The 12,808-nt window shown below is 72.6% G+C and carries 10 protein-coding genes; 2 read left to right on the top strand and 8 right to left on the bottom strand.

The window, feature by feature from the left end:
• Positions 1 to 39: 39 nt before the first annotated feature.
• Positions 40 to 528, bottom strand: a complete 489-nt coding sequence (locus SCAB_RS40445) for a general stress protein (RefSeq protein WP_037728724.1) — start codon at positions 526 to 528, stop codon at positions 40 to 42.
• 220 nt (positions 529 to 748) lie between these two features.
• Between SCAB_RS40445 and SCAB_RS40440 the strand changes: the two genes are divergently transcribed.
• A complete protein-coding gene (locus tag SCAB_RS40440) occupies positions 749 to 2,527 on the top strand; it encodes a PucR family transcriptional regulator (protein ID WP_013005842.1) in 1,779 nt (592 codons plus the stop codon).
• Between the two features lie 337 nt (positions 2,528 to 2,864).
• On the opposite strand, the gene SCAB_RS40435 is transcribed toward SCAB_RS40440, so the two are convergent.
• Together SCAB_RS40435 and SCAB_RS40430 are read right to left on the bottom strand one after the other, a co-directional pair.
• Positions 2,865 to 4,043, bottom strand: coding sequence for an acyl-CoA dehydrogenase family protein (locus SCAB_RS40435; RefSeq protein ID WP_013005840.1), 1,179 nt, complete (start codon positions 4,041 to 4,043; stop codon positions 2,865 to 2,867).
• A 103-nt stretch (positions 4,044 to 4,146) separates the two neighbouring features.
• Positions 4,147 to 4,524, bottom strand: coding sequence for a ferredoxin (locus SCAB_RS40430; protein WP_037729239.1), 378 nt, complete (start codon positions 4,522 to 4,524; stop codon positions 4,147 to 4,149).
• A gap of 163 nt (positions 4,525 to 4,687) precedes the next feature.
• Between SCAB_RS40430 and SCAB_RS40425 the strand changes: the two genes are divergently transcribed.
• On the top strand, positions 4,688 to 5,050 hold the full coding sequence (locus SCAB_RS40425; RefSeq protein ID WP_013005838.1) for a DUF6479 family protein: 363 nt from the start codon (positions 4,688 to 4,690) through the stop codon (positions 5,048 to 5,050).
• A gap of 157 nt (positions 5,051 to 5,207) precedes the next feature.
• Here the strand turns inward: SCAB_RS40425 and SCAB_RS40420 are convergent, their stop codons facing one another.
• The 5 genes from SCAB_RS40420 to SCAB_RS40400 all read right to left on the bottom strand — a co-directional run bounded on the left by SCAB_RS40420 (position 5,208) and on the right by SCAB_RS40400 (position 12,679).
• The gene (locus tag SCAB_RS40420) at positions 5,208 to 6,398 is read right to left on the bottom strand and encodes a 4-hydroxybenzoate 3-monooxygenase (RefSeq protein ID WP_037729238.1); all 1,191 of its coding nucleotides are present in this window, start codon (positions 6,396 to 6,398) and stop codon (positions 5,208 to 5,210) included.
• A 186-nt stretch (positions 6,399 to 6,584) separates the two neighbouring features.
• The gene (locus tag SCAB_RS40415; RefSeq protein ID WP_037729236.1) at positions 6,585 to 7,793 is read right to left on the bottom strand and encodes a type III PLP-dependent enzyme; all 1,209 of its coding nucleotides are present in this window, start codon (positions 7,791 to 7,793) and stop codon (positions 6,585 to 6,587) included.
• Between the two features lie 68 nt (positions 7,794 to 7,861).
• Positions 7,862 to 9,574 (bottom strand): IucA/IucC family protein, encoded by a 1,713-nt coding sequence (locus SCAB_RS40410; RefSeq protein ID WP_037728723.1) that lies wholly within the window; start codon positions 9,572 to 9,574, stop codon positions 7,862 to 7,864.
• Between the two features lie 79 nt (positions 9,575 to 9,653).
• Entirely contained in the window at positions 9,654 to 11,468 is a 1,815-nt protein-coding gene (locus tag SCAB_RS40405) for an IucA/IucC family protein (RefSeq protein ID WP_013005834.1), read from the bottom strand.
• Entirely contained in the window at positions 11,465 to 12,679 is a 1,215-nt protein-coding gene (locus SCAB_RS40400; protein WP_041670173.1) for an ATP-grasp domain-containing protein, read from the bottom strand. The genes SCAB_RS40405 and SCAB_RS40400 overlap by 4 nt, the downstream gene beginning before the upstream one ends.
• Positions 12,680 to 12,808 lie beyond the last annotated feature (129 nt).

Raw genomic sequence — 12,808 nt, 5'->3', positions numbered from 1 at the left:
CCGGTGCGGCGGCATGCGCCGCAGCCGCGGTCCGATCGTTCATGTACGGGCGGGACGTCCGCCGACGCCGGTGGTCTGCAGCCCGCCGAGCAGCCGTACGGCCTCGTCGGCGACCTCTTCGTCCACGACGACGTCGTACCGGCCGGGCTCCATCGAGCGGACCGAGGCGAAGTCCCGGTGGCCGCCCTGCAGGGCGTACAGGAGCAGACCGAACAGCGCGCCCACGACCGCCCCGAAAATCAGGCCGTAGAGGGCGACGAGCAGGGCGGAGACGAGCGGGTCCACCCAGTCGACCAAGCCGAAGAGCCAGCCGATCAGCGCACCGGGAAGGGCCCCACTCGCCGCACCGTGCAGGGCGGCCCTGCCGTAGTCCATACGGCCGACGACCTGTTCGACGAGGCGGACGTCCTGGCCGATGATGGCCACCCTCTCCACGGGAAACCCCTGGTCCGAGAGGTGGTCGACGGCGCGTTCGGCCTCCTGGTACGTCTCGTACGCGGCAACGGGCCTGCGAGGCTGCTCGGTCATCGCCCAGTCCTTCCTGCCGACGGGCACGGCCGCCCACGGCACACCCCAGGCTCGCGAACCGAGGAGCTCTACGCCTGCGCCCGGCAGGTCGAAGAACGACGGAGCCCGTCCCCCCGCGAGCACGAGGCGGAAAACTCCGAAGAGCCGGGGGTGAGCCGGTCGCAGCGGGGTACGCGAAGGCCGCCCACCTCTCTGCGGGCTCGGGAAAGGGAGTGATCCCATGGTCGGCCGCTGGGCCCGGAACATGCGCCGAGGCCGTCCCGACCAGGAAGGCAGCCTTCCACGGGGCCGTCCCGGGCGGCACCCGACGGCCTCGTGGAGAGGGTCCCGCCCGCACCTTCCCAGCCCGGCCGACCCTCCCCACGAACTGCTGGCAATCTCCCGCCTCCTGTTCGACAGCCGGAACGAAGGCGAGATCCTGCGCCTGGCCATGGACCACCTGTCGGCCGTCGGCCCGTACAGAGCCGAGGCCGGATACCTCAGGGTGCACGGCCGGCTGGTCTCCAGCCCGCAGGGCAGGCCGGACCCTGCGCCGGCCGTCGACCGGACGGTGCGAGAGCTGACGGGGCAGGACGGCCCCGTCGCAGTTCCCGGCCGGTCACGGGGCCGAGCCCTGGCCCTGCACGGACCCGGTGGACTGCACGGCTACCTCCTGGTGACGTCTCGCTCCCGGCCCACCCATGCCCAGCAATTCCTGCTCGCCGTACTGGTACGCCTCACCGCCGCAGCCCTGTCGGTCGCCGTCGCGCACCGCCGCCGGCAGGAAGACGCGCTGGAGCTGCACCGACTGCGACGAGAGCGGGCAACCCTCCAGCGGCGGCTGATCTCCCTCGTGGTCGAGACGGGATATCAGCGGGCCGTGCACGAGGCCCTCGCCGAGGTCACGGCCTCGGGAGGCGGCGAGGAGGCCATCACCAGCGCAGTGCATGAGCTCACCGGCTTTCCGGTTCTGGTGGAGGACCGCTTCGGCCGACTGCGGTCCTGGACCGGTCCCGGTCGGCCCGACCCCTATCCGGAACCGGACCCCGCACGCCGTGAGGAGATGCTCCGGGAGGTCGCCCGAAGGGGCGGACCCGTGCGCATCAAGGACCGGCTCATCTCCGTGCTACGCCCACGCGGTGAGGTCCTCGGAGTGCTGGCCCTGGTCGATCCCCTGGACGACGCCGACGAGTACACCCTGTTCGCCTTGGAGCACGCCGCCATCTCACTCGCCCTGGAAATGTCGCATCTGCGCCACCTGGCGGAGGTGGAGCTGCGACTGCACCGCGAACTGGTCGACGATCTTCTGGGGGGCACGGACGAGACGAGCGCCTACGCCCGGTCAGAGGCGTTCGGGCACGACCTGCACCGTATCCAGTACGTGGTCGTCGTGCAGTGGAAGAGCCAGGTCTCCGACGACGCATTCGCGCGGACCGTGGGCCGGGTGGCGTCGGCCGTGGGCATGCCGTCATTGGTGACTCGGCGTTCCGACCACGTGGTCCTGGTCGCCGAGGGCAGGCCCCACGAACACGCCTTGTACGAGGCGCTCGCCCGGGAGACCGGAACAAACGACGGGACGATCGGGGTGAGCGCCCGCTGCGACACCCCGGACGGTATCCCCGGCCGCTACCAAGAGGCACTGCGTGCCCTGGAGGTACGCCGCCGGTCCCGAAAGCGATACGGCACGACGTTCTTCGACAATCTGGGCCTCTACCGCATCCTGGGGCCCGGCAACGAATACCGGGAGCTTGAGGCATTCGTTCAAGAATGGCTCGGACAGCTCACCGACTACGACGGCCGGCACCGCACGGCGCTCGTGGAGACCCTGTCCCGGTACTTCGACTGCGGCGGCAACTACGCCGAGACCGCCGACTCCCTCACGATCCACCGCAGCACGCTCCGCTACCGGCTCCAGCGCATCCGTGAAATCAGCGGCCATGACCTCACGAACGTGGAGGACCGCCTCAACCTGCAGGTCGCGACCCGGGTGTGGAAGATCATGCTGGGTGGACCCGGTTGAGGCGCCCACCCACCGGGGGGCCGGCTCCGCTGTCCCCATCCCACGGGGAGCAGGATGCGGTCCGCCGACATGGCTCGTCAGACGATGGCCTGCCGCACACCGCGAGTGTCCTGCTCCGAGCGGTTCCTCCGCGCCGTGTAACTCGAAACCTCGTCTGGCAGCAGCCACATCACCAGTGGCAGCGGCATGAGCCTCGGAATCCCGTATCCCCGCGACCGATCGAACGCGGCCCGAGCCACATGAATCGAGGTGATGCGCCGGCACGTGTGACAACACCCGTGATCTTGGTGCCATCTATCTCTCTTTTGTGCCAACCAAAAGTCCTCGTCACATACAGCTAGCGCCGTACTCTGGGCATGCCGAGGCCGATCCACGAGATGATCTCGCGCTGGATCTCGTTGTTGCCGCCGCCGAAGGTGAAGATGACGGCCGAGCGGTAGCCGCGTTCGAGTTCGCCGTGCAGGACGGTGCCCGCGGAACCCTCCTTGAGGGCGCCGGCGGCGGCGACGATCTCCATGAGCCAGGCGTAGGCGTCGCGGCGGGCCTCGGAGCCGTAGACCTTCACGGCGGAGGCGTCCTGCGGGGTGAGGGTGCCCTCCTGCAGGGCACTGACCATGCGCCAGTTGAGGAGTTTGAGGGCGTCGAGCCGGGTGTGGGTCTGGGCGAGGCGGCGGCGGACCCAGGGCAGGTCGATGACGCGGCGGCCGTCGGCGAGCTTGGTCTCCATGGCCCAGCGCTGGACGTTGTGCAGGGAGCGGATGGCCATGGTGCCGTGGGCGGCGAGGGTGACGCGTTCGTGGTTGAGCTGGTTGGTGATCAGCCGCCAGCCCTTGTTCTCCTCGCCGACGCGGCGGGAGACGGGGACGCGGATGTTCTCGTAGTAGCTGGCGGTGGTGTCGTGGGAGGCGAGGGTGTTGATGAGGGTGCAGGAGTAGCCGGGCTCCGTGGTCGGGACGAGGAGCATCGTGATGCCCTTGTGGGGCGGGGCGTCGGGGTCGGTGCGGACGGCGAGCCACACCCAGTCGGCGGTGTCGCCGTTGGTGGTCCAGATCTTCTGCCCGTCGACGACGTAGTGGTCGCCGTCCCGGACCGCGCGTGTCTTCAGCGAGGCCAGGTCCGTACCGGCGTCGGGTTCGCTGTAGCCGATGGCGAAGTCCAGCTCGCCGGAGAGGATCCGGGGCAGGAAGTACGCCTTCTGCTCCTCGGTGCCGAACTGCATGATCGTCGGGCCGACCGTGTTGAGTGCCATCAGGGGCAGCGGGACGCCCGCCTGGGCGGCCTCGTCGAAGAAGATGAACTGCTCGATCGCGGTCAGCCCGCGTCCGCCGTACTCCTTCGGCCAGCCCACGCCGAGCCAGCCGTCGGTGCCGAGCCGGCGGATGGTCGCGCGGTAGAAGCGCTTCTGCGCGGCCGGGTCGGCGTGGCGGGTGTAGGCGCCCTCCGGAACCAACTCGGCGAAGTAGGTGCGCAGTTCGGTGCGCAGCCGCTGCTGCTCGGGCGTGTATTCGAGGTGCACGGCGCCTCCAGGCTCCCCAGGGCGGACCTGACGGCGCACACGCTAGAACGTGTTCCAGTAATTGGGAACAGCGGGAGCGGGGGCCTTTTCCGGCGCCCTGGGCTCAGCGGAGGGTGGCCAGGAAGTCCGTGCAGGCCCGGGCGCACGCGCGGCACGCCTCGGCACCGTCCTGGGCACCGGAGGATGCGTCGAAGGCGCGCGCGCACTCCAGGGCGACGGTGCGGCACCACTCCACCTGGAGGCGGATGGCCGCCTCGTCGAGGTTGGCCTCCTCGGAGAGCGCCCTGCACGTGGCGTCGCACACCTCCGCGCACATGATGCCCTTGCGGCGCGTCTTCTCCTCGGCCTCGGGGCCGTCGGGGTCGACCAGGCTCGCCCGCAGGGCGCACTCCCGCGCGCACTCGGTGCACGCCTGCGCACAGGCGAAGCGGTCTTCCAGGAATTTGATGAGTTCCTGCTGGGATGTCGTCGTCGTGGTCACCCCGGGCGGGTAGCCGGTGCCCCTCCCGCCAAACACGGGCCTCCGGGATCCGCCCGGCAGGCGGTTCGAGGGGTTCCGTTTCAGGAGGTCCGGACCGGGCACCCGGGCACGAGCCGGTCGAAGCGGGCCGGTTCACTCGACACATTGGGGGTATTCATCCCTTATGAACATGGAATGGACCGATATAGCCGCAGAACGAAGCGTCCTGGCCGGTGCCGCCCCGTTCGTGGCAGGCCTCGTGGTGGTCGCCATGCTCATCGGCGCCCTGTGGCTGGGCGCCCGCGTACGCGCTCGTGAGCCGCGCCGGCCCCGCCCCGACGAGCAGCCCCGGCTCCCCGAGAGCGGCCCCGTCCGCGAGGAGCAGCTGAACCGTGAACCGGACGAGATCCCGCAGAGCGACCGCCGGCTGACCCCGTACGAGGTGCACGGCAACCAGGGGACCCGGCCGAGCGAGGACAAGAAGCGGCCGCGCTGGAGCGGAAAGAGCAGCGGCGGCTTCGGCAGCGGCGGCCTGGGCGCGCACTGACGCCGGGGCCACCCGGCCCACAGCGGCGCCGAGTGCGTCGGGCACGACCGAAGGCATCGAGGGGTGGGCGTCGAACGGATTTCCGTTCGACGCCCACCCCTCGATGTCGTCCCCGCCGGTCACCGGCCCCGTCGGGGGATCCGGGCCGGCAGCCCGGTCAGGAGCCGGTCCCCAGCGACAGCCCCGTGTAGTTCTCCGCGAGTTCGGCCGCTGCGTGACGCGAGGTGGCGACCCGGTCGAGCTGGGCGAGCTGGAGCCTCGTCTCGAACGGTGACTGGTCCGGGTCCGCGTGGAGGGTCGTGGTCATGAAGTACGAGAAGTGCTCGGCCCGCCAGACCCGGCGCAGACAGGTGTCCGAGTAGGCGTCCAGCAGCTCGGTGGACCCGGTCTCCCTGAGCCGGGCGAAGGCGCGGGCGAGCACGATGACGTCGGTCGCCGCGAGGTTGAGCCCCTTGGCGCCGGTGGGCGGCACGATGTGCGCCGCGTCGCCGGCCAGGAAGACCCGGCCGTAGCGCATCGGCTCGGTGACGTGGCTGCGCATCGGGAGGACGGCCTTGGAGGTGACGGGCCCGCGCTTGAGCCGCCAGCCGGGGTTCGCGGTGAGCGCGAGGCGGGCGTCCAGCTCGTCCCAGATCCGCTCGTCGGACCAGTCGCCCGGGTCGGTGCCGTTGGGGACCTGGAGGTAGAGGCGGCTCACGGACGGCGACCGCATGCTGGCCAGCGCGAAGCCGCGCTCGGAATGGGCGTAGATCAGCTCGTCGTAGACGGGCGGGGCGTCGGCGAGGATGCCCAGCCAGGAGTAGGGGTACGTCCGCTCGTACGTCGTGCGCACTCCGTCCGGAACGGCGTCGCGGGCCACGCCGTGGAAACCGTCGCAGCCGACCACGTAGTCACAGGTCAGGGTCTGTTCGCGGCCCTCGTGGGTGTACCGGATCGACGGCCGGTCCGTGTCGGCCCCCTCCACGGCGTGCACCTCGGCCTCGAACAGCAGCGGGCCGCCGCCGGTGAGCTGGAGGGCGATGAGGTCCTTGACGACCTCGGTCTGGGCGTAGACCCACACCCGGCGTCCGCCGGTCAGCCCGGGGAAGTCGACGCGGTGGGCGCGGCCGTCGTAGCGCAGTTCGATGCCGTCGTGGGGGATGCCCTCGGCGTCCAGCCGCGCCCCCGCGCCGGCCGAGCGCAGCACGTCGACGGTGGCCTGCTCCAGGATTCCGGCGCGCTGGCGCTGCTCGACGTAGGCCCGGTCCTTGCGTTCCAGAACCACACTGTCGATTCCCGCGTTGTGCAGCAGACGGGCCAGCAGCAGCCCCGCCGGGCCGCCGCCGATGATGCCGACAGTGGTGTGCATGGAGTACTCCTCGTCGTGGAAGACGGGCCGCGTCCCGTCCCGGGGCACCGACTTTGTTCGTCAGGTGAAATTCACTTCACTCTCTTGTGCGCATGAGTCTGCGCCCGGCCTGCCCGCCTGTCAACGGTCACACCCCCTCAGAGGGGCGGGGCGGGCGGTCGGGTTCCGTGCCGGAGCCGGCGAGGATCAGTCGACGATGTGGAACCCGGGGTGCGGATGCATGAGGAAGTCGTGGTGCGAGATGTTCCAGGCGTAGGCGCCCGCGAGCGCGAAGGCGACTCTGTCACCCGCCCGCAGCCCCGGCGCGCGCACGTGACGCGCGAGGACGTCCTTCGGTGTGCACAACTGCCCGGCGAGGGTGACGCGCTCCCCCTCGGCCGACGGACGCGGCCACGGGTGCGGCCACCGCTCCACCGCCAGGACCGAGCACGGCTGGTCGTGCCCCTTGGTGGCGGGGGTGCGCAAGTGGTGGGTGCCGCCCCGGACCACGGCGAACTCCTCGCCGTGGCTGCGCTTCACGTCCAGCACCTCGGTGGCGTACCAGCCGCAGTACGCGGTCAGCGCCCGGCCCGGCTCGATGCGCAGGGTCAGGTCCGGGTGCGCGTCGGTGAGCCGGGCGAGGCCCGCGCCGTACTCCTGCCAGGCGAAGCGGCTCTCGGGGCGGGTGTAGTCCACGGCCATCCCGCCGCCGACGTTCACCTCGCGCACCGGCATGTCCAGGGCCGTCGCCCAGTCCACGACCGAACGGGCGACGGAGAGCAGGGAGGGGGCGTCGAGCCCGCTCGCCAGGTGGGCGTGGACGCCGAGCGGTTCCAGGTGCGGATGGGTGCCGTCGGTGAGGGGGCGCAGCACGTCCGCGGCCCGGCCGGGGTCCAGGCCGAACGGGGCGGGACGTCCTCCCATCGCGAGCGCACTGCCCGCCAGTGAGCCGTCGGCCACCGCGAGGTTGAAGCGCAGGAGCACCCCGACGGGCCGGGCCGGTGCCGCACGCCGGGCCAGTTCGCCGAGCATCCGCAGCTCGTGCTCGCTCTCGACGTGGAAGCGCGCGACGCCCCGCTCCAGGGCGTCCCGGATCTCGTCGGGGGTCTTGCCGGGCCCGCCGAAGGCCAGCGGTCTGCCGGGGACGGCCTGCGCCACATGGGCGAGTTCACCGCCGGAGGCCACCTCGTAGCCGTCGACGTACGGGCCGAGCGCGGCCAGGATCTCCGGCTCGGGGTTGGCCTTGGCCGCGTAGTACAGCTCGACCCGTTCCGGGAGGGCTGCCCGCACCCGTGCGGCGTGGTCGCGCAGGGCCGTCATGTCGTACACGTAGGCGGGAAGCCGGGTGGACGGCAGGGAGAGGGCGCGGTCGCGTACGGCGGGGGTGGGCAGGGTCATCGACGGCTCCTCGTTCATCGAATGCTTCTGGTTCACCGGGTGCATCTGGTTCACCGGGTGCATCTGGTTCACCGGGTGCATCTGGTTCACCGGGTGCTCCGGCGCAGGACGTCCTCGGCGAGCGGGGAGGGCAGGCGGACGTAGCCGGCCTCGCGGTCGGCCCTGCGTTCCCAGCGGGTGAGCAGATTGGTCTTGGCGGGGAGCGGGGCTCCGGCGAGGAGGTCGGCCAGCAGGGGCGGGCAGCCGGCCTCGTCGGCGTGGGCCCGGAGGGTCGCGCGGACCGCCGCCCACAGGTCGTGCTCGGTCCCGGGGTGCAGGTCGGCGAGGACGGCGAGCAGTTCGGCGACGTGGTTGACGAGGAGGCAGTACACGACGCGGTCCCAGCCGCGCCGGGCGTCGTAGGACATCGGTCCGGCGACCTCGGGCGGCAGGGCGGCGAGGGCGTCGGCGTGGTGGCCGGGCAGGAGCTTGGCGCCCTCCAGGTCGCGGAAGAGGACCTGGGCGGGCATGCCGTCGGGGTCGACGCAGACGAGGACGTTCTGGAGGTGGGGTTCGAGGACGAGCCCGTGGTCGAAGTAGGCGGCGAGGACCGGCGGCAGGAGGAGGCGCAGGTACTCCTTCCACCAGGTCAGGGCCGCCCGGGGACCCGCGCCGTCGAGAAGGCGGGACAGGTGGGCGGCACTGGTCGGGTACTCGTCGGCGACGGCGGCCGCGAGCAGCGGGGTGGTGCCGGGCAGCAGCCGCCGGGACAGGCCCTCGCGGACGATCACCCCGAAGCCTTCGAGGAGGGCCCGGTCGGGGGTGCCGTCGGGGCCGGGGACGGCGAGGCTGCGGTAGGCGGGCTCGCGCAGTACCGCGCTGCCGGGGAAGCGGCTCTCCAGGTCGGTGAGGACCGGGGCGAGGACGCGGGTGAGGGCGACGGCGCCGGAGAGTTCGTAACTGGCGTTCTTGCGAAGGCAGTTGGTGATCCGGACGTTGAGGCTGAACTTCAGGAAGGCGTCACCGTCGAAGAGGGTGCGGACGGAGGCGGTGGCCGCGTACTCCCGGTCTCCGGGCCCCAGGTCGAGGATGTCGCCGCGGCCCAGCGCCTCGCGCAGCAGCCGGTGTCCGCGCAGCATCTCGTACTGCCAGGGGTGGGCGGGCAGCACGCGATAGCCGTCGGGGACGCCGCCGGACTCCCGGTCGAGTACGGCGGTCGCCCCGGCCTCGGCGGTCTCCTCGGCGATCAGGTGGTCGCGGACAGCGAGGCGGCGCAGCGGGAAGGAGGCACCGTCCTCGGGGGCGTACGACCGCCAGGACTCCGCGTCGCCGGTGCGGGCCTTCGGGGTGGGGTGGAAGCGGTGGCCGAACAGCAGGGACCGCTCGGAGACGAGATAGTCCGGGCGCCCGTGCGGGGCGTGCGCGGCGGCCTCGCGGCTGGTGAGCGTGGTGGCGAGGGTGCGGTGGCTGGAGTCGACCTGGTGCAGGAACTCGGGGTTGCTGACGCCGGTGCGCAGGGTCAGCTCGTCGTGCGTGTACACGGCGAGGCGGCGCCAGTCGAGCGGTGTCCAGCCGGTGCCCGACCGCTCGTGGACGGGGCCGGTGAAACGGTGGGCGCCCAGCAGGGACGTGCGGCGCAGCGCGACCCGCAGCAGGAGTCCGCGGCGGGGCAGACGCAGCAGCAGGTGGCCGTCGCTGACGGCGGTCTGGTGTTCGGGGCCGGACACCTCGCGCAGCAGGCAGTTCAGCAGGGTGTGGGCGACGGCGTCGCCGGCGGCGGGGAGGCGGGTGGTGCCGGGCGAGTCGGTGAGCGGGGGCATGCGGCGGCTCCAGCGGGTACGCGGTCGTGGGGGCGGGTCGGACGCGAAGGAAGGGCCGGCGGCCGCGCCGGCCTCGAAGTCATCCCGGAACACCGTGCCGGAGCAGGTAGTTGGGGCCGGTGGTGTAGTGCTTGTTGATGTCGGCGGCGCCGGTCCTCTCCTTGCTCAGCAGGGTCCCGGCGGTCACCATCGCCTTCACCGGCAGCTCGGCGGCGTGCAGCACATGGGCACGCAGAACGGCCGCCGCGTCACCGCCGAGGCGGTCGACGGCCTCGGTGAGCCGGTCCCGTACGAGGCGCAGCAACTCGGGCAGCGGGGCGCGGCCGTGACGGGCGAGGCCGAACGCGTAGGACCCGGCGCACAGATGGACGGTGATGGTGGTGAAGACGTCGGTCAGCGCGCGGTCGTCGGTGGTGAAGGTGCGGGCGTCCTCGAAGCCCCAGCCGCCGTCGCCCTCCCCTTCGTGGGTGCCGAGGGCGGCGGCCAGGCGGGCGGGGTCGACGCGCGGTCCGTCGTTGTCCTTCAGCAGCAGACGCAGCGCGCCGGAGTCCGGGCCGAGGACCAGGGAGACGTTCTGCTGATGCGACTCCAGGGCGATCCCGTACCCGAAGAGCGTGGTCTGCCAGTCGAACAGCAGGGTCAGCACGGCGTCGAGCAACGCGATCGGGTCACCCCTGTGGAACCGGTCGGCGAGGTGGTCCAGGACCAGTCGCCCGCCGGGTGCCGGGGCCAGCAGGGCGGCCAGGGGGACGACGAGCGAGTCGTCGAGGTCCGCCGGGAGGCGGCGGCACAGGACGGCGAGGAGTTCGTGTCCGGCGTGCGCGTACACCGACTCGTCGGCGTGCAGGATCCGGCCACGGAAGCGGGGTTCGCGGTCGAGGACCGCCGCCAGGAGGCGCTGTCCGGCGGCACCGTCGGCGAGGGTCCCGGGCTTGACGGACCGCTTGTTGCGCAGCCCCAGGGTGGCGGTCGCCAGGGGCAGTTTGAGGTGCAGCCCGGGGGCGGCGGCCGGTGCGACCGTACGCATGGACAGGGTGGGCACGACCGTGAGGTACGGCCGGTCCGCGAGGACGGCGTGGTCGGCGAGTCCCGCCTCGCGCAGGGCCGCGTCGAGAGGTGCGCCGGCGGTCAACGGGTGCACGGGCAGGGTGAGATGCGTGCGGTCGAGGTCTGCGAGGCCGAGCCCGGAGGGGGTGGGCCAGCCGTCCGGGAGGGCCCCGGACACGGTGACGGCCTCCCGGGGCAGGGCGAGCCAGCGGAGGGGAAAGCCCGGGTGGAACTCCGGTGCACAGCGGCGCAGTTGCTCGCCGTCCAGGCCCGCGCGGCCGCGCGCGGTCGGGTAGACCGGGTGGTCGAGGCGTGCGGCGAGGGTGTCGAACGCGAGTCCGGCGCGCGGTCCGGTCCAGTCGGCGGGGTCGGCCCCGTACAGGTCGACGAGTCCGGCGGCGGTCTCCTCCTCCGTCTCCTCGTGCAGCAGCATGGTCGCGAGGGTCTGGCGGCACTCCTCGGCGAACGCGTCGAAGCCGGCGCGGTCGACGGGCTCGGCGAGGGAGCGCAGGGCGGCGAGGACGGCCTCGCAGGTGCCGAGGCGGGTGCCGTCCGACTCCCGGAGCAGCAGGGGTTCCCGGGCGGCGTACGGGGACTGGAAGCCGTCCTCGGTGACGGGCAGCAGGAGGGCGTCGTCCACGGCGGGCAGGCGCAGCCAGGGGCCGTCGGCGCGGTGGACGAGGGTACCGCGGGAGCGCAGGCCGACGACGTCCTCGCGGAGCAGGGCACCGAGCACGCGGGTGAGGAGGCCGGCTTCGACGGTGTTCGCGGGCGCGGCATCCGTGGTGGCGGGCGAGGCGTGCGTGGTGGTGCCGGCGGCGGCCACGGGGCGGGCGTCGGTGGTCACGGCCGGATCTCCCAGCGCTGGGCGGCGAGGAAGTCCGCCGCCACCCGGTCGACGGCCTGCTGACCGGCGCCGGTCGCGTTCGAGGCAGCGGTGGCGGTGGCGGTGAGGACGCCGAGGTAGTCGCGGTTCGTCCGGTACAGCGCGTGGTGCTCACCGATCGCGCGGAGCGGACGGTACGTCAGGTCGACGCCGTCGACGTGGAGTTCGGTGGCGGAGGGGCCGGCGACCAGGGTTCCGGCCCGGTCGGCGCAGGGGTACTCCAGACGGGCCGCGGCACCGCGTCGGGCGCCCAGGCCGGCGGGCAGCGGCTCGCCGAGGTGGGTGCGGAGGATGTACTCGAAGAGGGGGAGGCCGAGCAGCCGGGCGAGCAGCAGGTCGCAGCGGTCGCCGATGGCACGGTAGTTGACCTCGATGACGCGGGCCCGGCCGTCGTGGACCACGAACTCGGTGTGACAGGCCCCGAACCCGACCCCGAGGGCGTCCAGTTGGGCGAGGATCTGTGCGAGGACCGGTTCGGGGTGGGCCGGGACGAAGGCCATCCGCCGCTCGACGAAGTACGGCGGCGGGGACAGCTCGGTGTGGAAGCCGCCGAGGACGTGCCGGACGCGGGCGTCGCCGAGGGTCTCCAGGGTGTACAGCTCGCCCGGCAGGTACTCCTCGACGACGAGGGCGGCGCCCGGGCGCCGGGCCAGGATCTCCTTGCCGCGGGCCACCAGGTCCCCGGCGTCGGTCACGAGGACGACGTCCTCGCTGGCGACGCCCTCGCGGGGCTTGACGACACAGGGGTAGGGGGCGTCGGCGACGCGGGGGCCGGTGAGGTCTGCCGGGTCGCGGATCTCGGCGGACCAGACGGTGTCCACGCCGGCGGCGGCCAGCCGGCGGCGCATCTCGCCCTTGTCCTTGGTGCGCAGGGCGGCCCGCCAGTCCTTGCCGGGCAGTCCGAAGTAGTGGGCGGCGAGGGCGGCCTGGGTCTGGAGGTGGTCGCTGTTGGTGAAGACCGCGTCGGGCCGGTGGTGGGTGGAGATCCGGGTGACGACGGCACGGTGGTCGCGTACGTCGCACGCCAGGATCTCGGCTCCGGGGTACGCGGCGCGATGGTCGTCGGGCCGGTCGGTGAGGACGGTGACGTGCAGGCCGAGCCGGGCCGCGGCGGGCAGGAAGCCCTCGGTGACGGAGTCGGTGGGGTTGAGGGCGAGCAGGTACAGACGCATGGGGTGGTGCACTACTTCCGCTGACGGGTCGGGGGCGGCGGGGCGGGCCGGTCTCGTGGTGGGGCCCGCCCCGCGAACCGCGGGAGTCACCGCCCGGGAAGCCGTACGCCGGTGGCTCGGGGTGGAGCC

The sequence above is a fragment of the Streptomyces scabiei 87.22 genome (assembly GCF_000091305.1).
In the GTDB taxonomy this organism is placed as follows: Bacteria; Actinomycetota; Actinomycetes; order Streptomycetales; family Streptomycetaceae; genus Streptomyces; species Streptomyces scabiei.
This window is presented reverse-complemented; position numbering and strand designations above follow the sequence as displayed.

Bases quoted from the DNA above. Each gene is read 5' to 3' on its own strand.
- SCAB_RS40400 (WP_041670173.1), bottom strand. From the start codon at position 12,679: ATGCGTCTGTACCTGCTCGCCCTCAACCCCACCGACTCCGTCACCGAG.
- SCAB_RS40420 (WP_037729238.1), bottom strand. From the start codon at position 6,398: ATGCACACCACTGTCGGCATCATCGGCGGCGGCCCGGCGGGGCTGCTG.
- SCAB_RS40410 (WP_037728723.1), bottom strand. From the start codon at position 9,574: ATGCCCCCGCTCACCGACTCGCCCGGCACCACCCGCCTCCCCGCCGCC.
- SCAB_RS40440 (WP_013005842.1), top strand. From the start codon at position 749: ATGGTCGGCCGCTGGGCCCGGAACATGCGCCGAGGCCGTCCCGACCAG.
- SCAB_RS40425 (WP_013005838.1), top strand. From the start codon at position 4,688: ATGAACATGGAATGGACCGATATAGCCGCAGAACGAAGCGTCCTGGCC.
- SCAB_RS40415 (WP_037729236.1), bottom strand. From the start codon at position 7,793: ATGAACGAGGAGCCGTCGATGACCCTGCCCACCCCCGCCGTACGCGAC.
- SCAB_RS40445 (WP_037728724.1), bottom strand. From the start codon at position 528: ATGACCGAGCAGCCTCGCAGGCCCGTTGCCGCGTACGAGACGTACCAG.